This window comes from Paenisporosarcina sp. TG-14, from assembly GCF_000297555.1.
GTDB lineage: Bacteria > Bacillota > Bacilli > Bacillales_A > Planococcaceae > Paenisporosarcina > Paenisporosarcina antarctica.
Genome location: NZ_AMGD01000031.1, coordinates 24,263 through 47,630, shown reverse-complemented (window position 1 = coordinate 47,630; position 23,368 = coordinate 24,263). Strand labels below are relative to the sequence as shown.

Annotated in this window: 18 protein-coding genes and 1 other RNA gene; 16 read left to right on the top strand and 3 right to left on the bottom strand. The window is 35.7% G+C overall.

What is annotated here, in order from left to right; translation table 11 throughout:
* The 11 genes from C406_RS0110890 to cydC all read left to right on the top strand — a co-directional run.
* A partial coding sequence (locus C406_RS0110890) for a DUF1798 family protein (protein WP_337471408.1) occupies window positions 1-437 on the top strand: 437 nt, incomplete at its 5' end.
* Window positions 412-2,691, top strand: a complete 2,280-nt coding sequence (locus tag C406_RS0110885) for a DEAD/DEAH box helicase (RefSeq protein WP_017380655.1) — start codon at window positions 412-414, stop codon at window positions 2,689-2,691. The genes C406_RS0110890 and C406_RS0110885, both read left to right, overlap by 26 nt.
* A gap of 32 nt (window positions 2,692-2,723) precedes the next feature.
* A complete protein-coding gene (locus tag C406_RS0110880; protein WP_237740546.1) occupies window positions 2,724-3,968 on the top strand; it encodes a ribonuclease H-like domain-containing protein in 1,245 nt (414 codons plus the stop codon).
* Window positions 3,969-4,043: 75 nt separating this feature from the next.
* Complete coding sequence (gene gpsB / locus C406_RS0110875) at window positions 4,044-4,337, top strand: cell division regulator GpsB (RefSeq protein ID WP_017380653.1); 294 nt, start codon at window positions 4,044-4,046, stop codon at window positions 4,335-4,337.
* A 64-nt stretch (window positions 4,338-4,401) separates the two neighbouring features.
* Window positions 4,402-4,779, top strand: an RNA gene (gene rnpB, locus C406_RS20195) — RNase P RNA component class B.
* 107 nt (window positions 4,780-4,886) lie between these two features.
* On the top strand, window positions 4,887-6,023 hold the full coding sequence (locus C406_RS0110870; RefSeq protein ID WP_017380652.1) for a THUMP domain-containing class I SAM-dependent RNA methyltransferase: 1,137 nt from the start codon (window positions 4,887-4,889) through the stop codon (window positions 6,021-6,023).
* 57 nt (window positions 6,024-6,080) lie between these two features.
* Window positions 6,081-7,991, top strand: a complete 1,911-nt coding sequence (locus C406_RS0110865) for an ATP-dependent DNA helicase (protein WP_017380651.1) — start codon at window positions 6,081-6,083, stop codon at window positions 7,989-7,991.
* 231 nt (window positions 7,992-8,222) lie between these two features.
* A complete protein-coding gene (locus C406_RS0110860; protein WP_017380650.1) occupies window positions 8,223-9,125 on the top strand; it encodes a cation diffusion facilitator family transporter in 903 nt (300 codons plus the stop codon).
* A gap of 119 nt (window positions 9,126-9,244) precedes the next feature.
* Window positions 9,245-10,747 carry a carboxypeptidase M32 gene (locus tag C406_RS0110855; protein ID WP_017380649.1) on the top strand — a complete coding sequence of 501 codons (1,503 nt, stop codon included), beginning with the start codon at window positions 9,245-9,247 and terminating at the stop codon, window positions 10,745-10,747.
* Between the two features lie 300 nt (window positions 10,748-11,047).
* Window positions 11,048-12,778 (top strand): thiol reductant ABC exporter subunit CydD, encoded by a 1,731-nt coding sequence (gene cydD / locus C406_RS0110850; protein WP_017380648.1) that lies wholly within the window; start codon window positions 11,048-11,050, stop codon window positions 12,776-12,778.
* Window positions 12,778-14,499: a thiol reductant ABC exporter subunit CydC gene (cydC, locus tag C406_RS0110845; RefSeq protein WP_017380647.1), complete on the top strand. Its 1,722-nt coding sequence runs from the start codon at window positions 12,778-12,780 to the stop codon at window positions 14,497-14,499. The genes cydD and cydC overlap by 1 nt, the downstream gene beginning before the upstream one ends.
* 267 nt (window positions 14,500-14,766) lie before the next feature.
* Here cydC and C406_RS0110840 read toward each other — a convergent pair whose 3' ends face one another.
* The 3 genes from C406_RS0110840 to C406_RS0110830 form a co-directional block, all read right to left on the bottom strand.
* Window positions 14,767-15,090: a DUF4387 domain-containing protein gene (locus C406_RS0110840; protein WP_017380646.1), complete on the bottom strand. Its 324-nt coding sequence runs from the start codon at window positions 15,088-15,090 to the stop codon at window positions 14,767-14,769.
* 20 nt (window positions 15,091-15,110) lie between these two features.
* Window positions 15,111-16,493 carry an acyclic terpene utilization AtuA family protein gene (locus C406_RS0110835; protein ID WP_017380645.1) on the bottom strand — a complete coding sequence of 461 codons (1,383 nt, stop codon included), beginning with the start codon at window positions 16,491-16,493 and terminating at the stop codon, window positions 15,111-15,113.
* A gap of 158 nt (window positions 16,494-16,651) precedes the next feature.
* Window positions 16,652-17,395: a GntR family transcriptional regulator gene (locus C406_RS0110830; RefSeq protein WP_017380644.1), complete on the bottom strand. Its 744-nt coding sequence runs from the start codon at window positions 17,393-17,395 to the stop codon at window positions 16,652-16,654.
* Window positions 17,396-17,677: 282 nt separating this feature from the next.
* On the opposite strand from C406_RS0110830, the gene C406_RS0110825 reads away from it, so the two are divergent.
* The 5 genes from C406_RS0110825 (at window position 17,678) to C406_RS0110805 (ending at window position 23,357) form a co-directional block, all read left to right on the top strand.
* Entirely contained in the window at window positions 17,678-19,240 is a 1,563-nt protein-coding gene (locus C406_RS0110825; protein ID WP_017380643.1) for an ABC transporter substrate-binding protein, read from the top strand.
* Between the two features lie 85 nt (window positions 19,241-19,325).
* A complete protein-coding gene (locus C406_RS0110820) occupies window positions 19,326-20,336 on the top strand; it encodes an ABC transporter permease (protein WP_017380642.1) in 1,011 nt (336 codons plus the stop codon).
* Window positions 20,337-20,358: 22 nt separating this feature from the next.
* Complete coding sequence (locus C406_RS0110815; protein ID WP_017380641.1) at window positions 20,359-21,300, top strand: ABC transporter permease; 942 nt, start codon at window positions 20,359-20,361, stop codon at window positions 21,298-21,300.
* A gap of 18 nt (window positions 21,301-21,318) precedes the next feature.
* Entirely contained in the window at window positions 21,319-22,326 is a 1,008-nt protein-coding gene (locus tag C406_RS0110810; RefSeq protein ID WP_017380640.1) for an ABC transporter ATP-binding protein, read from the top strand.
* A complete protein-coding gene (locus C406_RS0110805) occupies window positions 22,323-23,357 on the top strand; it encodes an ABC transporter ATP-binding protein (RefSeq protein ID WP_017380639.1) in 1,035 nt (344 codons plus the stop codon). The genes C406_RS0110810 and C406_RS0110805 overlap by 4 nt, the downstream gene beginning before the upstream one ends.
* Window positions 23,358-23,368: the final 11 nt, after the last annotated feature.

Sequence of the window (23,368 nt, the reverse complement as noted above, 5' to 3'; positions counted from 1 at the left end):
AATCACTCCCTCCTACTCGATTTATTAACTGTAATAAAGGGGATGACTATATGAAGTTAAACGAACACACAAAATTGATTTTAGAAGAAAGTAAAACATGTTTAACTCGTCACCAAGAAATGCGTGATACGGACTCAACGCCAGATTTTTTTTCGCAAGTTAAACCTCATGCCGATCAGTGGCATGCCTTTTTAATTGAATGGAGAGAACAGGCAAGAATATGGCTTGATGATAAACGTCCAAAACATATGAGAATCCAACAAATTGACGCAGCTATTGAAGCTTTCAATCAATATGTTGTTCAATCATTTTATAAAGAGACAGGCAAAAAAAGATTTGCTCAGTCTATACAATCAACTTGTTATACGTTGCAAACATTTATACATGTTCAACAGCTAGAAGGTGAAAAGCTTGATCAAGAAACAAAAGATAGGTGATCTTCTTAAGGAATGGAAGCAAGACCCAGTTATGAGAGAACGTATCGTTCATTGGCACACTATTGAGGAAAAAGAGGCTTCTTTAGCGGATTTTCCGGAAGATTTACATTCCTCCATTCAACAAGCATTAAAAGAAAGAGGAATCAATCAACTATATAGCCATCAGCGACAAGCTTATGATACCGCGAGAGACGGTCAATCTTTTACAGCGATTACACCTACAGCGTCTGGAAAATCACTTTGTTATCATTTGCCAGTATTGCAGTCAATCGTCGAAGATACGTCTTCACGTGCTCTATACTTATTTCCAACCAAAGCTCTCGCACAAGATCAAAAATCTGATTTGAATTTATTAATCGAACAAATGAATCAAGATATTTTGAGTTACACATACGATGGGGATACTTCGCCAGCAATTCGCACAAAAGTAAGAAAGGCCGGACACATTGTATTAACAAATCCAGATATGCTACATTCGGGAATATTACCTCACCATACGAAATGGGTTTCTTTATTTGAAAACTTAAAATATATCGTAGTAGATGAACTCCATACATATAAAGGTGTTTTTGGTAGTCATGTTGCACATGTGTTACGGCGGTTAAAACGTATTTGTCAATATTATGGAAGTAATCCGGTTTTTATTTGTACTTCTGCAACGATTGCAAATCCGAAAGAATTAGCAGAATCGCTTACTAACGAGTCTCATAAACTTATCAATCAAAACGGTGCACCGTCAGGTAAAAAGAATTTCATTTTTTATAATCCACCGATTGTTCATCCAACGTTTGGTGTAAGGCGAAGTGCCATCTTAGAAGTAAGAGATTTGGCAAAGCGTTTGTATAAAGAAGAAATTCAAACAATCGTTTTTGCTAAAAGTAGAGTTCGAGTTGAAATGCTAGTTACCTATTTAAAAGAGTTAAACAAAAAGAAAATAAATGATGAATCTATTAGAGGATACCGTGGAGGCTATTTACCTTCTGAACGTAGGTTGATTGAAAAAGGGCTACGTGAAGGTACCATCCGAACTGTGGTTAGTACAAATGCTTTAGAACTAGGAGTAGATATTGGTCAATTGCAAGCTTGCATAATGACTGGATACCCTGGGAATATTGCGAGTGCTTGGCAGCAAGCCGGTAGAGCAGGGAGAAGACAAGACGAAGCACTTATTATCTATGTTGCACAATCGACTACACTAGATCAATATATTGTAAATCATCCGTCATTCTTACTTGGACAGTCCCCTGAAGAAGCCCGTATACATCCGGACAATTTAATCATTTTAATGGATCATTTAAAATGTGCGTCATTTGAATTGCCTTTTAAAACGACTGAACAATACGGTGAGTTTGAAATTCAAGAATTACTAGCCTATTTAGAAACAGAAGGTATATTAGTGAGAACTTCAGACAAATGGCACTGGATGAGTGATCGTTTTCCAGCACATGAAATCAGTCTACGCTCCGCATCACAAGAAAATGTCATAATAATTGATAAAACCATACCAGCTTCAACAAAAGTAATTGGTGAAATGGATCGTTATAGTGCGATGACACTGCTTCATGAAGAAGCGATTTATCTACATCAAGGGATTCAATTCCAAGTAGAAAAATTGGACTGGGAAGAAAAGAAAGCATTTGTACGAGAAGTTGACGTTGATTATTTTACAGATGCCAATTTAGCAATTGAACTAAAAGTGATGAGTGAAGACCAAAATAAAGTTCATCACAATGGTTCTATAAGCTATGGAGATATCTCTATAATAGCAATGGCAACGATGTTCAAGAAAATCCGTTTCGATACACATGACAATATCGGGTCAGGACCAATTCAACTACCTCCAGAAGAATTACATACGTCTTCAAGTTGGTTGAGCTTTGAAAGACCCCAAGGATGGACAGAAGCCATGCTTTCAGATGCTATGACAGGAACTGCATCGTCGATTGCATCGTTTATCCCCTTATTTGTCCAATGTGATCGTCGTGATATTCACGTAGTACCACAAGTGAAATCAATTCATGCAGAACTGCCTACATTTTTTGTTTATGATAGCTACCCAGGGGGAATTGGCATTAGTGAACGTGTATTTGAAGTGTGGCCGGAACTACTAGCCCATGTAGAACAACATGTTACATTTTGTCCATGTGACCAGGGGTGCCCTGCGTGTATTGGGCCACAAGATGCTGAAGCTGGTTTAAAAGGTGAAGTGCTGAAGCTTCTCCTATATTTGCAAATAGAATCAACTAAAAGGTGAATCCTATGTCATTTGAAAAAAATCTTTTACAAATGAAAAAGCTGATTAAAAAAAAGCCAGCAAAACCACAATTGTTGACTCCTTTTGTTGTTCCCCAAAAACCAAAATATACAGATGAGTGGGTAAAAGCTGGATTAACAGTTATTGAAAATGATTTTGGTATTGTTTTCGAGAAAAAGATTATCTATGATCTTGACCATATTCATGGAGATATTAAACTGAGTGAAGTCTTTGATGCACTGGCTTTGTGGAATTCATTTCAAGGTGTTCATCCCATTTCAACAGACGGACAACAAGTCATCTTTTTTGATACGGAAACTACAGGTTTAAAAGGCACAGGTACCTATATTTTTTTAATTGGACAATTGGTTTGGAAAGAGGGTCATTTTGAAATGACTCAACATGTGTTAGCGGACCCTAGTAATGAAGCTGCTTTCCTTTATGAATCCGACTTATGGAAACCAGGCCATACTGTTATCACTTATAATGGCAAAAGTTTTGACTGGCCACAGTTACAGACGCGGTGGATATTAAATCGAGAACATTTACCACGATTAGCGGAACCTGTACATATCGATTTACTTCATGGATCGAGAAGAATTTGGCGAAATGAACTCGATCAATTCAAACTTGTCCAAATTGAAGAAGAGAAACTTGGATTCAAGAGAGTGGGAGATATTCCTGGTCATTTAGCTCCAATTATATATTTAGATGCAGTAAAAAGTGGAAATCCTACCACGCTATTAAAAGTGCTAAAACATAATGAATGGGACATATTATCACTACTTACCTTATATGTTCATACGACTAAGTTAATTTTACAAGACCAATATAATGATTCAAGTGTCTCCTCCACAAATATTGGAAAGTGGTTTTCAGATTTAAAAGACTTTGATAGAGGTCAAGTTGCGTTCGAAGAAATTATTAACCAATACAGTAAAAGTGAAGCTGCTCAAGCGTTTTACTATTTAGGATTTGAATATAAACGACGCAAACAAATGAATTTTGCATACGAATCTTTTGAGAAATCACTTACTAATTTGTCTGATGTGTGGCAAATAAAAACGTATGAAGAACTAGCGAAAATAGCAGAGCATGTAAAAAAAGACTTTGATGCTGCAATAGGTCATGTTGAATTAGCAGTTCTACTTATACAGCAATCTAATAATTTGAAACCACTACAAAAAGAACGAAAAAAGATGGAATTTAAAAAGCGATTACAACGCATAATAAATAAACAGACTATTTCCCGGGCAAGCGCAGATTTCGACACATAATGCATTTTTCAAATGACTATTAAAACGATCTTTATGCTATAATAAATCTCATGTAACAATGGAAGGATGATGTATATGGATACGAAATTAACTCCAGAAATCATTTTAGAGAAAGAATTTAAAAAGGGTGTACGTGGATATCAAATAGATGAAGTAGATCAGTTTTTAGATGATGTCATTCAAGACTACAATACTTTTATGCAAACAATTGAAACGTTAAAAGTAGAAAACAGACGCTTAAAAGGCGAATTAGAAGAAGCACCAAAACGTCAAGCTGCACCAACAACAACAGGTACAACGAATTTCGATATTTTAAAACGACTTTCTAACCTAGAGAAACATGTTTTTGGCAGTAAGTTGTACGAATAATTGAACATTAATAATCGGATTGATTTACTGATCCAAATCAAGTATAATATGGAGATCATTTAGTTAATCCAGGTAATCGCTGCAACGCTAGACGTTGTAGAGGAAAGTCCATGCTCGCACGGTTCTGAGATGACCGTAATGTTCGTGCTTAGCCAAAAAATAAGCTAAGGCAGTGTAAAAGCTGACGGCGGGAATAACACCTAAGTCTTCGGATATGGTCAAAGTTCTCTGAAAGTGCCACAGTGACGGAGCTGACTCGGAAACGTTTCAGGTGGAACGAGGTAAACCCCACGAGCGAGAAACCCAAATTATGGTAGGGGCACTCTCATGCAGGAATTAAACGAATTGAGGGACAGACTTTGTCTGTAGATAGATGATTACTAATCACTTGTACGAGGCGTAAGCCGTTTGAGTACGTGATAACAAAACATGGCTTATTGGGTTTTCTAATTGGTTATACTTGATTGTACAAGCTCTCCAATAATTCGGAGAGCTTTTCTTAATAGAGAAGAACATTTATGAAATATAGGTAAAAGAAAGGATGAGAAGATGACGACTCATCGATTAGTAGCTACATCAGCTATGGGCTTAGAATCCATTGTGGCAGATGAAGTAAAAGCATTAGGATTTGAAACTAAAACAGAAAACGGTAAAATTTACTTTGAGGGTGACGAACTTGCAATTGCACGTGCCAATATGTGGCTGCGTGTTGCGGACAGAGTCAAAATTATTGCGGGTGACTTTAAAGCGACTACATTTGATCAATTATTTGAACAAACTAAAGCTATTCCTTGGGAAAAATATTTATCGGTGGATGCAGCCTTTCCTGTTCAAGGGAAATCCGTAAAATCAACATTGTTTAGTGTGCCGGATTGCCAAGCAATTGTTAAAAAAGCAATTGTCGAACGATTAAAATTAGCACACAAACGAATAGGGTTTTTAGATGAATCTGGTCCAACATTTAAGATTGAAGTGAGTATATTAAAAGATGTTGTGAAGTTAAGCATTGATACTAGTGGTGTTGGGTTACATAAACGTGGTTATCGTTTAGAACAAGGGGAAGCACCATTAAAAGAAACACTTGCTGCGGCCCTAGTTTATATTTCGAAGTGGAATCCAAATAGACCGTTTGTGGATCCTGTTTGTGGTTCAGGAACGATTCCCATTGAAGCTGCGATGATTGGACAAAACTTAGCACCTGGGTATAATCGTGGATTTTTAAGCGAAGACTGGCCATGGATGTCAAAAAAAATATGGGATGAAGTTCGTATAGAAGCAGAAGATTTAGCTAAATACGACCAACCTTTAGATATTACAGGATCTGATATTGATCCTAGAATGGTTGACATTGCAAAAAAAAATGCAATTGAGGCTGGTTTTTCTGACTTAATTCAGTGGAAACAGCGTCCACTACGAGATTTCACAACCACTTCTTTAGATGGAGTGATGATTGGAAATCCACCTTATGGTGAGCGTATTGGAGACATCGATGTCATAGGTGATATGATTGATGATTTGGGACGTATAATGGACGCTCATCCATCATGGTCTGTTTATATGTTGTCTTCAATGGAAGACTTTGAAACATTATATGGACGAAGAGCCACTAAAAAACGTAAATTATTTAATGGATTTATTCAAACAGAATATTATCAATATTGGGGTAGAAAATCACCTCGTGATTAGTACACGAAACGGATAGGTCAACCTATCCGTTTTGTTATCGTTTGAAAGGGGATTTATATGAAAGAAAATTTACCATTTGCACTATCCAAAGACCGTTCGTTTTTCGAATCGCTCAGTGATTGGATAGGAGATGTCCTATATGATGAATTACCTGAAAAAGGATTTGAATGTCGTGATGAGCAAATATTTATGGCCTATCAAATTGAAAAATCATTAAAAGAGAAAAGCGTTCTGTTTGCAGAAGCAGGCGTGGGAACAGGAAAGACCATCGCATATTTACTGCCTGCCATTTCGTATGCTCGCTATACAGGGAAACCTGCATTAATCTCATGTGCAGATGAAACACTGATCGACCAACTTGTAAAAAAAGAAGGCGATATTCAAAAGCTTCAAGATACACTTGGTTGGAATATCGATGTTCGTTTAGCTAAATCTCGCGACCAATATTTATGTTTAAAGAGACTTGAACATGAACAAAAAACGAATAATGAAGATTTTTTATTAGAGATTGAAGATGGTATTCCTGACTTTGTTTATGGTCATCAGTCATTGCAGTCTGTTCACCCATATGGTGAGCGCAGCGCTTTTCCAGACGTTAACGATGAAGACTGGCAAAAAGTGAATTATCATCCAATTCAGCAATGTGCTGTTTGTGATATTCGCAATCGTTGTGGTCAAACAATCCATCGTCAAAATTACCGTGAAGCAGCAGATTTAATTATTTGTTCACATGATTTTTTAATGGAGCATGTTTGGACGAAGGAATCGCGTTTACGTGAAGGCCAAATGCCTCTACTGCCTGAAACTTCAATGATTATTTTAGATGAAGGTCATCTATTAGAATTTGCTGCTCAACGTGCTTTAACGTATGAAGTACAAAGTCAAACGCTTGTATCATTAATTGATCGTGTTGCTCAAGATGGCGTGCGTGAAAAAACATTACGCTTGCTTGAAAAGTTGCAAGATTCACATGATGACTTTTTTAAGGAATTGCTTGTACATGCATATGGAGAAGAAGGAGAACGTCTACATATAAAGAAAACCGACCTTGTACTGCAAATAGGACGTCAAATTGTTGACTTAGTCGATCAAATACTTGAAGAATTTGTATTTGAGTCTGAACTTTATACAATCGATGAATACGATCTTCGTATGTTTGAAGAGTATTTAGAACAATATGTATTTTCTCTTAAATTATTTGTTCAAAAGAGTGATGCAGTTGATTGGTTAGAAGAAAAAGATGGTCTGGAAACACTTGTCATTATGCCGCGATTGGTAACAGACATATTAAATGAAAAACTATTTACAAGTAAACTACCAGTGGTATTCTCTTCAGCAACATTGTCCATCAATAAGGACTTTACGTATATTTCGGATGCGCTTGGTATTGATCAATACCATTCGTTTAGCGTACCTTCACCATTTGATTACGATGAAGTTATGAAAATTTTTGGTCATTCTATAGTTAATATGACAAAAGCTCAAAAAGCGAAAGAGTTACTTGTAGATTCAAAGGAACCTACACTATTACTGTTTAAATCTAAGCATGATATGGTGAATTTTGAACACACTCTAACAGCTGAAGAGAGATTGGGCATGGTTTTTGAAGGGGAACGAGAGTTATCTTCCATAGTGCGTGATTTCCAAGCAGGTCTTATCTCGACATTATGTTCTTATCATTTATGGGAAGGTCTCGATTTGCCAGCAGAAGCATTAACGCGCGTCATTATTTTTGATTTACCATTTCCACCACATGATCCTTTATTTGATGCAAAGCGAAAATTCTCTAATAATCCTTTTGAAGAAGTAGAGTTGCCATTTATGTTACTTCGTCTACAACAAGGTATGGGACGCCTTATTCGCACATCCGCTGATCACGGGTCGATTCATTTATTACTATCTAATGAAGAAAAACAATTGAGTACATCATTTTCTCATGTACTACCAGTTGAAATAAATTGGGTTTAATTTATTAATACATTCATTAATCAGGTGCATTTAATCAACTAACCAACTAAAGCATCTTGTTATGTAGATATATCCATGTTATTATCTTTAGACGTCTGAATTTAATGAGTGATTGATATGATTCTCCTTACAATTAATCGAACTTTGAATAGTCTTACAAAAACCCTTGACTGAAAACAGTCAAGGGTTTTTGTTGCCTAAGGGAAAAACTTTTAGTGGAGGTACTAAGTTATGTTTAAGGGTAACAATTCTAATGCTTCAATCATAGCCGTGTGGATTAGTTTAATAAGTAACGTTATATTAACTGGACTTAAAATTAGCGTTGGGTTTATTGTGAAAAGTCCAGTTCTTCTTGCCGATGGGTTTCATAATGCTGGGGATGTTATAGCATCCTGTGCGGCTTTAATATCCATGCGCATTTCTAAACGTCCAGCAGATGAAGACCATCCTTATGGACACGGCAAAGCCGAAGTAATAAGTTCTGCAATTATAGCGATAATTTTAGGAATGGCAGCAATTTATATTGCTTATGAAGCAATTTCTGCATTCTTCGAGGAACCCGCCAAAGGAAGCTACCTCGCTCTACTAATAGCTTTCATTTCTCTTGTCTGGAAACAGGTTTTATACGTGTATACAATTCGAATTGGAAAATTGACTAATAGCAAAGGATTAATTGCGACAGCGTATGACCATCTTGCCGATGTTTATGCTTCTATGGCCGCAGTTTTAGGGATTGGTCTCTCCTTGATTGGCGATATTTTTAGTATTCATATCCTATCTTATGGAGATCCATTTGCGGGGATTATTGTATCGATTTTTGTGTTCAAACTAGCTTATGAGATTGGTAAAGAAGCCTTAGATATACTTATGGAAAAAACCGTAGTTCAAGAAAGGTTGAATGACTTTGCTAACTTAATTAACTTAGTTCCAGAGGTAAAACGTATTGATCGCTTACGGGCTAGGGAACATGGTCATTATATACTTGTAGACATTCGTGCTAGTATTCCAGGGGATATGACAATTCAAGAAGGACATGATATTTCACGCAAAATAAAGAAAATTATTTTGGAAAATCATAATGATGTAGATGAAGTTCTTATTCACTTGAATCCTTGGTATGCAGAAGAGCCTTAAATATTAATAAGTACATTTATGAAAAGTTGGTCGCACTAATAATTGTTGGTTAAATTGAAAAACTTTTCAGTCTTTATGATAAAATAAGAGAGATATTTAAGTATTTAGGAGGTTTTGACATGGAAACGACAGAGAAATTTATAAATTATGTTAAAAAGATGCAAGCTTATTCGGAAGCGATTGGCCTTATGTATTGGGATTTACGAACTGGTGCTCCGAAAAAAGGAATCGAACAACGTTCACAAGTAATTGGCACTTTGTCTTCTGAAGTATTTGGGATGCAAACTTCTGATGAATTAGCTGAAATGCTAGTAGAACTAGAAAATAACTTAGAATCGTTGGATTTAATAACAAAACGAACTGTTAAAAAAATGAGAAAAGAATACAATATGAGTAAAAAAATTCCTGCAGATGAATATAGAGAATTTGTGATTTTGACATCAAAAGCAGAATCGATCTGGGAAGAAGCAAAGGAAAAATCTGATTTTTCTCTATTTTTCCCATATTTAAAAGAAATCGTTGAGACAACTAAAAGATTCGTTTCTTTCTGGGGAGTAAAAGATAACAACCCTTACAACACACTACTTAATGAATATGAGCCAGGGATGACGACGGAAATTCTTGATGACGTATTTGGTGAATTAAGAAATAAAATTGTTCCTTTAGCGAAAAAGATAGCTGAATCACCAAATCAACCTAAAACAGATTTCTTATTTAAATATTTTCCAAAAGAAAAACAAAAACAATTTAGTTTAGATATCTTAAAACAGCTTGGTTATGACTTCAACGCTGGACGTTTAGATGAAACCGTACATCCATTCGCTACCGGTTTAAATCGTGGTGATGTTCGAATAACGACGAAATATGATGAGAATGATTTCCGGACAGCAATTTTCGGGACTATACATGAATGTGGTCATGCGTTATACGAACAAAATATCTCAGCTGAATTAGAAGGATTACCACTTTCAACTGGAACATCAATGGGAATCCATGAATCACAGTCATTATTTTATGAAAACTTTGTAGGTCGTAACGAAAAGTTTTGGGAACAAAACTTTTCAACTCTTCAAGCATACGCACCTGAACAATTTGGACATGTTGCAGTAGGGGATTTCTTAGCAGCCATCAATGAGTCCAAGTCTTCGCTCATTCGAATTGAGGCTGACGAATTAACTTATCCACTTCATATTATGATTCGTTACGAAATTGAAAAAGGGTTATTTAATGGAGATATGCAAGTTGAAGAGCTTCCTCAAATTTGGAATGATAAATATGAAGAATACTTAGGTGTACGACCAACAAATGACGCGGAAGGGATTTTACAAGATGTTCACTGGGCAGGTGGGGCATTTGGATACTTCCCATCTTATGCACTCGGATTTTTGTACGCTTCTCAACTGAAATCAGCTATGTTGAAAGATCTTCCACACTTTGATGACCTTTGTGCAAACGGTAATTTAGAACCGATTAAAGAGTGGTTAACGGAGAAAGTTCATCGTCATGGCAGTATGAAGAAACCATTAGAAATTCTTCAAGAGGCAACAGGTGAGGGATTAAATGCGATATATTTAGTAAATTATTTAGAGGAGAAATATGGACGGATTTATCAATTGGTTTAATAATGAAAATGATTAATTTCCTTGCTTTAGCCTCTCTAATGTTCGATAGTAAGAGATCTTTAACCATTTGAATTATTTAGTCCATGACAGTCAGTTATGTGGAGCTAATACTAGAAGCTGGGTTCAACCTTTTAATAGGTTAAACTCAGCTTCTTTGAATTCTTGGATACAATATTGTCACAGTTAAATTAAGTCCTCGCTTTCGCTTATTCATATAAAATCTTCTACAATAGATGTTATAACCGTGATGTAATTTACTCAAATATCACATATCATTTAAAGGTAGGAGTAAAAACGTTTATGGAACAGCTAAAAAAACTAGCATATGCAGAGAAAAAAACGATAGTTACTTTGGTAATCATATCAATTTTGATAGCTTTCTCAATTATTGGGCAAGCATACTTCGTTGTCACAATTGTCGATATGATTTTCCTTAAAGGGCATTCATTTCAAGATGTTATTCCATTATTAGGTGCTCTATTACTTGTCTTTTTTGTAAGAGCCATGCTAATTTATTTGAATGGACGGACTGGAGTGAAAATGGCGTCAAAAGTAAAACGAGGCATTAGAAAGACATTGTTACATAACTTTTCAACAAATCCTATACAGGCATCACTTACTGGACAGTCAGGTAGAAAAGTGAGTGTCATGATGGATGCTGTTGATGAAATCGATAGCTATTTCAGTAAGTATATTCCACAAATGATTCAAACAATGATTGTTCCATTAATAGTGTTGGTCGTTATATTTTCGCAGCATATGTATACAGGTTTAATCATCCTGTTTACAGCTCCTTTTATTCCGATTTTCATGATTATTATTGGGATCAAAACCAAAAAGAAGTCAGATGAACAGATGGAAAAAATGACAGCATTTTCTGGGCGTTTTTTAGATACGCTTCAAGGCTTGACGACACTTAAATTATTTGGAAGATCAGCACAGCAAAAAGAAGGTATTCGCAAAAGTAGTCTCGATTTTCGGGATGCGACGATGGAAGTATTGAAGGTTGCCTTCTTGTCGTCCTTGATGCTCGAGTTTATTTCCATGCTCAGCATTGGAATCATTGCGCTTGAAATTGGATTTCGTCTCATTGTTTTTGATAGCATTTCGTTCTTTGCCGCATTCTTTGTATTAGTACTGGTGCCTGAATTCTTTTTATCCTTGAAAGACTTAGGTAGTGCATTTCATACAGGAAGAAGCAGTATGAGCGCTGCAAAAATTGTAATGGAAGAATTGGCTGAAAACGAACCTGCTATGCAATGGGATGATAAAAACTCAATGTATGAATCAACTCCACCATCAATTAAATTGAATGGAATGGGATTCACATATGGTGAAAATAGATTTGCATTAAAAAATATTCAGGCAGAGATTCCTCCGTATGGACAAGTTGCCATTGTTGGTAGGAGTGGTTCTGGAAAAACTACGCTGTTACATGTAATTGCTGGTCTAGTCGGTCATACTGAAGGAGAAATACTGGTCAATGGTCTTACTCGAAGGGACTATAATGAAAAAGAATGGTTTGATCAATTGAGTTATATTTCTCAACAACCCTACCTATTTTCCGGCACGATTGAAGAAAATATAGTAATTGGTGGGAACAGAGAAGTTTCTCGACTGGAAGTAGAGGAGGCTGCTAAAAAAGCAGGTATATCCGAAATGATTGAGTCTCTAAAACAAGGATATGATACGCCGATTGGAGAAGCGGGAAGAGGGCTTTCAGGTGGGGAGAAACAGCGAATTGCAATAGCCAGAGCATTTTTAAAGAGACCATCTATCATTTTGTTTGATGAGCCGACAACGGGTCTAGACCTTCAAACAGAGCAAATACTGCAAGCATCTATAAAAGAATTGTCTAAATATTCTACCGTCATTACTGTCGCGCACAGGCTTCATACAATTAAGAACGCCGATAAAATTTTATTCCTAACAGATGGGAATCTATTGGCTGAAGGATCTCATACAGAGCTTATTAATTCAGTGGAAGAATATCGTAATATGGTGTCGGTTCAAAAAGGAGGCGACACGTAATGAAGGATATAGCAATAGTAATAAAATTAGTGATTACTGAGAAAAAGGATATACTTTTTTCGGTTTTCTTCGGTTTCATCGCAGGTATTGCTGCAGTTGGTCTGTTTGCTTCAAGTGGCTATTTAATTTCAAAAGCTGCTCTTGCCCCCCCTCTATACACACTGACAATCATGATGGCATCGCTAAAGCTTTTCGGTATCGCTTCAGCATTAAGTCGATATGCGGAACGTTATTTCTCGCATCGTGCAACCTTTTCAATATTAAGTAATTTAAGAGTCTCATTTTACGAAAGGCTTGAGCCATTGGCACCGAGTATTTTTCAAAAATACCGAAGTGGAGATCTACTTGCGCGTATTGTAGGAGATGTTGAAAGTCTACAAAATTTCTTTTTACGCGTATTTTACCCGCCAATTATTCTGGTTATCGTCTTTTTAAGCACCATTTTTTTCCTTGCCTTTTACTCGGTTTATGTGGCATTCGCATTACTCGCTGGTTTGATTCTTACAGGTATTATCTTGCCAGTACTTTTCGCGTTACGTCAAAGAACAATCGAATCCAATGTCAGGGAAGAGCGTGGTGAATTATCTACAGAAGTGACTGAGCTACTTTATGGATTCCGTGATTTGAAAATATACCAGAAGTTAGAAGGGAAAAAACAACGCTTAATCAAATCATCAGATGCTTACGTCAAAGTGCAAGAAAGGAAGGGAATAACTGACAAGTTCAACCTTTCGATGAATCTGTTTGCTGGACTATTCGTCTCCTGGATTGTGTTGGTTCTGGGTGCTTATTTAGTGGTTGAGGGTCAATTAGATGGCATTTTTTTAGCGATGCTTATGATGATTTCGTTGACTGTATTCGAAAATGCCACGCCAATGGCTATTTTACCTAGTCATTTGGAAGATAGCAGAAGGGCGGCAACTCGACTCTTTTCTGTTACAGACGTTACTCTACAAAAAGAAAATCCATTAGACAAAATGGAAAGTATCACTAGTTCCAAATCTCTAGAGATTGACATGATGGATGTAACATTTTCTTTCCCAACAGACAGTCGTCTGGTGCTTAACAAGGTTTCACTGAACTTACCAGAGGGTTCAAAAACAGCAATTGTTGGACCTAGTGGCTCAGGAAAATCAACCTTGTTACAGCTGTTAATGAAGTTTTATCAAGCAGATGGAGGGACGATCAAGATAGACGGAGTGCCCATTAGTCAGCTAACCCAAGAAAATATTTGGCAAGAAACAAATATCATTTTACAAGAAAATCATTTCTTCTACGGAACAATACGCGATAACTTACTTATCGCAAAAGATGGACTAACAGATGAACAAATGGTTGAAATGTTAGCGAAAGTAAATCTAGAATCCTTATCTTTAAAAGACTTAGTATTTGAAAAAGGTGAGAATCTGTCTGGCGGTGAAAAACAGAGACTAGCTATTGCTAGAGCCATGTTAAAAGGGGGGCATTTATGGTTATTGGATGAGCCAACTTCTTCGGTGGACGCTTTAGCAGAACAATCCATCTATCGTCATCTCTTCCATTTAGCGAAGCACGATACACTTGTTCTCGTTAGTCATCGTTTGACGGGACTAGAAATGATGGATCAAATAATTGTAATGGAACAAGGAATAATCATCGAAAGTGGATCGTTTGAAGAACTTATGAATAAAAAAGGGTACTTCTATAAAATGAAGCAGATAGAAAAGAGTGTTTTTATGTAATCTGAGCTTCTCTTCATTAATGAAGACATATCAAAAGGTCCATTTCTTAAGTGAATTGGACCTTTTGATGAAAATCTATTAAAAAAACGACCAACTTAAGTGATAACTCGATTTCTAATATTCATAATTTATAAGTAGTAGATTATTTTGAATTAGACAAAGAGAGGTTAAACATAGTAATTAGAGTGGTTAAAAGTAAAAGGACAAGATCATTTTTTAATGATCTCGTCCTTTTATTAGTAAATACCTGTTGGTAGAAATCTATTCTTATGAAATAGGAATTTCAATGTCTAATAAAGGTGGATATTGTTGTGATCCAAAAATATCACCTTCACCAGGGTCGCCACTTGGTTTTGCTCGTTTAATAGTAAATTTAATGGCAAAAGCAGGATCGAAGTGAACAAAATCTGTAATTTTATCTTTTGAAATACCATAGATGCTAGCGATTGTATCTTGAGTTATGCAATTACTTTTTATAACCATATCATAATTTTCTTTTTCTCTAAAAATAATATCAAAAGTAATTCTATCAGTACCAGCATTTTTACTTCGAATCGTTTTTGCTAATTCATTAAGTGTTTTTGTTTGCATAGAATGCATTCCCCTTTCTATTATACTTTTACGGTATTACCAATTTTGATTAGGTTAACATCAAATAGTTCTAATGGATCAGCTACCGGAGTTACGTGATTCATTGTCCAAGAATAAGTGTCTCCAGCATATATAACATCATCTACAATAAATGCTGCTGTACCTGCTGTACCTTTAACTTCTGGTAAACGAGCATAGAATATTTGTCTTGTAGCAAATAATGAAACGGCTTCTGCATTTTCTTTTGTATCTGCAATACCTTCTATAATAATGCCAAGTTCATGAGATTTAATTTCTTTAACAGGTTCTAAATCACCCATTACGCCATCTTTACCGAAAATTCTGAAATTCAAATGATAGTCAAGACCTTTAAACTCTTCAGCAACTTGGCCTCGAGAAAGCTCAATTACCTTATCGATGTTTTTGATTGTATAAGGATCTCTTACTCCAGCTATTCCAATGTACTTCTCTCCGACTTTTCCTGAACCTTCTAATTTCACCTTTACGTCGCCTTCAATTGGAATAAATTTAGAACCAGTAATTCTAGTAGTTTTTTCATCATACTGTTCATATTTACAATTGGTCATATCTAACATTCCGCCAGCAACGTATTCAAAATAAGGGTTTGAACGTTCATACATGGCATGTCCTGCAACAGAAGCAATGGTACAACGTTGTTCCGGATGCATTGCAGTTACTTTTACATCATCTTGAGTGATGGTACCAATTACACTTTCTTTTGCACCATAAGGTTCAGCACAGAAACTTGCACATTCAAGAACTTTACCAAGATAATATGCTAAATCTTCTGGGAAACCTTCACGGATAGCAGGGGCGGCAAAAATTGCAGCATCACTAGAACGTCCGCCAATAACTACATCAGCACCCATATCTAAAGCTTTAATAAATGGATGAACACCAGCAACAGCAACTATTCGCTTAGTTTTTACAAGGTCTCCATCTGTTAATGAGCTTCTATCATCTAGACCTTCAATAGTAATTCCTTTTTGCATCTTGTCTTGTAAATAACCTTTGTCTACTTCTGAATAAAAGTATGCTAGGTTAAAGCTCGGCAAATTATGTTCTTTTGCTAAATCTTTAATGATTTGAACATACAAATCAACTCGACTATTCGCTCCTGTATCACCAGATGATCCAATTAACATTGGTACACCCTGTTCCCTTGCAGCCAGTAACATAAGTTCTAAATCGTGTTTCTGCCATTTATACATACTGACTGATCTGTCAGATCCGAGTGCCGAAGCTCCGATATCATCACTTCCTGAGTCACAACAATAGTAATCTGGTTTTGTAGCTGCTGCGATTCTAAAACTCTCCTCTTTCGTTGGAGCGAAGCCTAAATGGCCATTTGGACAAACAATGCGAAGTTCTTTTTTTCTCATAATGATTCTCCTGTCAGAATTATTTTGTGATGACATGTTATAACCACTTGCTAAACATAGTTTAAAACGTAATATTCTATTTGTCAAATCAGAATATTGAAAATTTAAGCAAATTAAAAAACCTATCTAATGTAATTAGATAGGTTAAATATATATATTTAGAGATTTCGTGTAATGAAAAATTTATATTTATCTCCTCGGTAATGAGTTTCCTTGTATTCAACAGGCTTGCTATTACAGTAAACAATAGAAGTTACACGTAAAATTGGTGAACCTTTCTCAACTCTTAATATTTTAGATAATTGTTCATTTGACACATGCGCCTCCATTGTTTGTTCTACATGTGTAGGGAAATCATTTGAGATTTCTTTGTGCAAATCGAGTGTAGAAAAGGGTGTATTCTTCATTAGTGCCTCATCAGCAGCGGCTATCATTTTTTTACCTATGTCATAAGTAAAGTAACTGTCATAAAAAACGATAGGACTATCGTCAGCAAAACCAACTAATCGAAGGTTTGCCACTTTTTCCATGATATCAATATCTAAGAGTCTAGAAATCTGAAAATTACAGGATATAATCTCAGAACTCCATTTTTCCGTCCTTGCTACAAGACCCTGTTGCGATAATGTAGTTTGAAAATTATCTACAGAACTTAACTTTTGTTGAATTTTGGGTTTTGTAACAAAAGTGCCAATTCCATGTTTTCTATATAATAAACCTTCATTTTCAGCTAAAGAGATTGCTTGACGAACCGTTATCCTACTAACCTCATATATTTCACAAAGTTGTCTTTCAGAAGGGAGCTGTTCATCAATTTTTAATTCTCCAACTTTAATTTTATGTTCTATTACTTTTTTTAGTTGTTCATATAAAGGACTAGCTGTATTACGATCTAAGAGCATTTTATCACCTTTCTCATTCAGTTAGATGTAGATTAATGTATATATTTAACCAATTAAATACATAAGAGCTTAAAATTACTATAATTACTTATATAGATATAAGTCGAACAAACGTAAACCTTAGTACATCTTAATACAACTTAGTATAATCTAATACAATAATATTTACCAATATAAAACATTAAAAAGTAATTGACATCACATGTTATAACCACTTATAATCAAAGTTGTATTAACAGTTTATTTTGAATTAAAAGAATATAAAACTAAGGGGGAAGAAATGTGAAGAAGAAGTTTCACTTTTTATTGATCTTAGCAAGTGCGTTTTTCATTGCTGCATGTAGTCCAGGACAACAGTCAAATGAGAGTAGTTCAGAATCAGGAAAGGAAGACGGCAAAAAAGTAGTTAACGAAGATTCCACTGTAATTGTCGGTATAGCATCACCAATTCTTACACTGGATCCTGCTAATTCTCGTGACCGTGTTACTGAAAGCGTTCTCAGAAATGTTTTTGATGGTTTGGTTACAAGAGCCCCTGATGGCACTGTAGAACCACAAATTGCTGAATCATGGGATAACCCGACACCGACAGAATGGACTTTCACAATTAGAGAAGGAATTAAATTCCATGATGGTACACCATTAACAATTGAAGATGTAGTATTTACTTTTGAAAGAATTATTAATGAGGGATCGATTAATGGTGAAACATCTCCAAGAAAAGGTCTATTAGGTCCATTAACAAAAGTAGAGAAGGTAGATGAAGTAACGGTCAAATTTACATTAGAAGAACCATGGCCAATCATTATTCAAATGTTGCCTCACCAACAAATTGTACCTAAAGCTTACATTGAAGAAGTTGGCGATGAAGATTTTGCTAAAAATCCAATTGGAGCAGGACCGTTTATGGTAAAGAGTGCATCACTAGATGAAAGGATTGAATTGGAAAGGTTTGATGATTATTATGGAGGAAAACAAGCGATTAAAACGTTAGTTTTTGATGTAATTCCAGAAAACTCTTCTAGAATTGCCGCACTTCAATCTGGTGCAGTTCAACGAATACAAGGAGTGCCTCCTGTATTGGTTAGTCAGTTAGAACAACAGGACGATCTTGAAGTTAAAACAGCAAATGGTACAAGAGTATATATGATTGAGATGAATACAAATAAACCTCCTTTTGATAATGAGAAAGTTAGACAAGCGATGAATTATGCAGTAAATATGGATGAGATTGTTGAAACGATGCTAGAAGGATATGGTTCTAGATTAGCAGGACCACTTCTTCAAGAAGCCTTTGGATTAAATGAGGATTTAAAACCTTATGAATACAATCCAGAAAAAGCAAAACAATTATTAACGGAAGCTGGTTATGCTGATGGATTTTCAGTCGTAATTGATGCAAAAGACACCCAGAGTGAAGTGGTTCAAGCTGTTGCAGCACAATTACGTGAAGTTGGAGTAGATGCTCAAATTCGCGTATGGGATTGGGGAGTACTAGGACCATTAATTGAAAATGGAGAAAGACTTATGTATATGACGGATTGGGGTAATTCAACTCAAGACCCTTATGATTTTTTAAATCCTAAATTAATTACAGAAGATAGAGGAAACTTTAGCTTTTATAGTAACAAAAGAGTGGATGAACTCTTGAATGATGCTTCGATAGAACTAGACGTTGATAAAAGAAAAGACATGTATTATGAGGCACAAGAAATTATCTATGATGAAGCACCATGGATTTTTGGATATTCAATGTTTGAAATTGAGGCTGGTGTAAAAAACCTTAAAAATTGGGAACCAGCAACTGACTCGATGTTAAAAATGCACGATGTCTATTTAGAATAATAAAAATAAATTATGACCAAAAGGCTGTGAACTTAAATTAGGTTTTTTGGTCATAATTAGGAACGAATAAAAAGGGGGGGGAAAAGTGAGTTGGATTAAGATAGTAGAAAGAATCTTGTTAACGATCCCTGTAATGTTCGGTATTACATTAATTGTTTTCTTATTTATGAGATTCACACCAGGTGACCCAGTAGATTTGATGATGGGTAGTGATGGGAATGTAAGTGAATCTGAAATTGCGGCATTGAAAGAACAATATAATTTGGATGCTTCCATACCGGTTCAACTATATGATTATTTTACGGGAATTCTTACTGGTGATTTTGGTGAATCTTTTACAAAATCTAAACCTGTTCTTGATTTAATCGTAGAAACTTTGCCCGCCACTATCGAGTTAGCATTAATGGCAGTGTTATTTTCTGTTCTTATAGGGATTCCAATCGGAGTATATTCAGCTGTAAAACAAAATAGTCTTATTGATCGATTGTCTATGGGAGGCTCTTTCTTTGGGATTTCTGTTCCTCCATTTTGGCTTGGAATCGTATTAATCTTCATATTTTCCGTTCATTTAGGTTGGACTCCGGTAAAAGGGCGAGTTGATTTTGGTATTGAAATTCAAAGAATTACTGGACTAAATCTAGTAGATAGTTTTATCACAGGTAACTGGAGTGCATTTAAAAGTTCCTTTATGCACCTCGTTCTTCCGGCAATTACCTTGGGAGCAGCAACATCTTCCGTTATTGCTAGGGTAACGAGGTCAACGATGTTGGAAGTGCTTAGAGCGGATTATGTAACATTAGCAAGAGCAAAAGGATTAAAAGAAAGTCATGTCATTATCAAGCATGCATTACGAAACGGGTTAATTCCAACTGTAACCGTTATTGGTTTAGAGATTGGAATATTACTAGGCGGTAACATGATAGTTGAAACTGTTTTCGGTTGGCCAGGGCTAGGAAGGTTAGCGGTAGAGGCAATTTTCAGTCGCGATTATCCACTAGTACAAGGTGTAGTCATGTTTTATGCATTTACATTCGTAATGGCAAATTTATTAGTTGATACACTTTACACATATTTAAATCCCAAAATTGGAATGTAATAGTTAAGTTGGAGGTGAAAAAATGAACCGATCGACTACTGAAATGGCCTATAAAAAGACACAAGCATCTATTTCTCCACAACGTCAAAAAATAAATTTGCTTTTTAATAATGTCATGGATTTCTCTAAAAAACTTGTCAGACATCCTTCAGCGTGTATTGGAGCAATTGTGATTTCACTGTTTATGGCGGTTGCTATTTTTGCACCATGGATTGCACCTCACAGTGCTGTTGAGGGGGATCTGATGAATAGGTTTGTTCCTCCATTTTGGGTAGATGGTGGTAGTGCAAAATTTATTTTAGGAACAGATTCTATGGGGATGGACCTATTATCTCGAATAATTTGGGGAGCAAGAGTTTCGATGACTGTGGGTATCATTGCAATTTCATCTGCAATGATTATTGGAACGACGTTAGGATTGATTGCAGGATATTTTAGAGGATGGTTTGATACAATACTTTGTCGAATATCTGAATTAATGAGTGCTTTTCCATTCCTTATTTTTGCAATCGCAATGATGGCTTTTCTTGGTCCTGGTTTTTGGAACCTTATCCTTGCATTAGTTTTTATTAGTTGGATTGAATTTTTCAGGGTTGTTCGTGGAGAGATAATGAATGAAAAAACTAAAGAATATGTTGAAGCAGCAGTGGCTATTGGAAGATCTCATTTTAAGGTGATGGTTTCCGAAGTATTACCAAATATTATTCACTCAATCTTAGTATTAGCAACATTAAGATTAGGATTTTTAATTATTATGGAAGCTTCTTTAAGCTTTCTAGGACTTGGAATACAACCACCTACAGCTGCATGGGGTTCAATGATTAGTGCAGGTCGAGATTATATGTTAAATGCTTGGTGGATAACTACGCTACCAGGAATTGCGCTCATAATTTTAATATTAAGTATTAATTTACTTGGAGAAGGTTTAAGAGATATTTTAGATCCAAGATTAAAATCTAAATAACTTCAAAGGAGAGAAGGTATGCTAAATATAAAAAATTTATCAATCGGATATGAAACGGAAAGAGGAGTAGCTAAAGCAGTTAATAATATTGATTTAACAGTAGAAAAGGGGAAGATTTTAGGACTTGTAGGGGAATCTGGCTGCGGTAAAAGCACAGTACTATATTCTTTAATGGGACTAATTTCATCACCTGGAAAAATTCTTGATGGTAGTGTCTCATTTGAGGGGAAGGAATTGACCAAGTTTTCAAAGGAAGACTGGAGAAATGTCCGTGGAAAAGAAATAGCTATGATTTTTCAAGATCCTATGACTACCTTAAATCCTGCTTATAAAATCGGAGATCAAATAAAAGAATCTTTTTTAATACATCAAGACAAAAAACCGCTCTCATATAAACGATTCTTCAAACGAAGTGATGAAGATAAAGTAGCACGTGAGAGAGTGTTAGAGTTAATGGATGAAGTTGGAATTCCAGCTCCGGATTCTCGATTTAGTGAATATCCTCATCAATTTAGTGGGGGGATGCAACAAAGAGCGATTATAGCGATTGCACTTTCCTGTAATCCAAAGTTATTGTTAGCAGACGAACCAACTACCGCTTTGGATGTAACTGTTCAAGCTCAAATCTTAGAATTAATGAAAACAATTAATAAAACGCATGGAACAAGTATCATTGTTGTCACACATGACTTAGCGGTCGCCTCTGAATTTTGTGATGAGATTGCGGTAATGTATGCTGGCCAGATTGTTGAACGTGGTCATGTTGATGATATCGTCGAAAATCCAAAGCATCCTTACACACAAGGATTAATTAATTCGATACCTAAAATTGAGAATCGCGAGAAAATTAAACCAATTCCAGGAAATGTAGTTGATATATTGGAGTTAGGAGAAGGATGTGCTTTTGCAAGTCGTTGTGCTTTTGCAAAAGAAGAATGTAATCAAAACCAACAGATGCTGAGTTTGGAAAATGGTCGTCAAGTCAGATGTATTCTCTATAAGGAGGAGGCTTTATTAATACAATGAATTTGTTACTAGGAGAAAAAAATATAAAATTAGATCTAAATCAAAAAAAAGTATCTCCATTAGTATCAATAAACAATGTAAAGAAACACTATGTTAATAAGGTCTCTTTACTAGAAAAATGGTTAGGTAAAGAGGAGGACAAAGTTGTCCATGCTGTAGATGGGGTTAATTTAAATATTTTCCCTGGAGAAACACTCGGAATTGTTGGAGAAAGCGGATGTGGTAAGTCATCATTAGGTAGAACAATCCTTCGTTTACATGATGCAACCGAGGGGGAGGTTCTTTATAATAATGAGAATATTTTTGACTACAATCCAAAACAAATGAAAGATTTTAAGAAAAAAGCTCAAATTATATTCCAGAATCCTTATGCTTCTCTTAACCCTAGAAAAACTGTACGAAGTATTTTAAGTATTGCTTTATTAAATAGAGGAATTAATGATTTACACCAACAAGAAGAAGAGATGATGAAATTAGTAAATCGCGTTGGACTGTCATATAGGCACTTAGACAATTATCCTCATCAATTTAGTGGTGGGCAACGGCAGAGAATCGGTATCGGTCGTGCATTGGCTATGCAACCAGAATTTATAGTTGCTGATGAGCCAGTCTCTGCGTTGGATGTATCTGTCCAAGCTCAAATTATTAATTTATTAGAAGAGTTACAAGAAGAATTAAATTTAACCTATTTATTTATTGCTCATGACTTAAGTGTTGTAAATTATATTAGTGATCGTGTTGCAGTCATGTATTTAGGGAAAATTGTGGAAATTGGTAAAACTGAGGATTTGTTTAAAAATCCTCTCCATCCTTATACAAGAGCATTATTGTCAGCAGTTCCTTCTTTAGACAAAAAGCAACGTAGAGAAAGAATTTTATTAAAAGGGAGTGTACCGACTCCTCTTAACCCCCCTTCAGGATGTAGATTTCATACTAGATGTCCAGTTAAAATTGGGAGGATTTGCGAGGAAGTAAACCCAGAGTGGACAGAAAGAGGAAATCAAGGGGTTGCATGTCATTTGCATGAATAATCTTAGTTTTT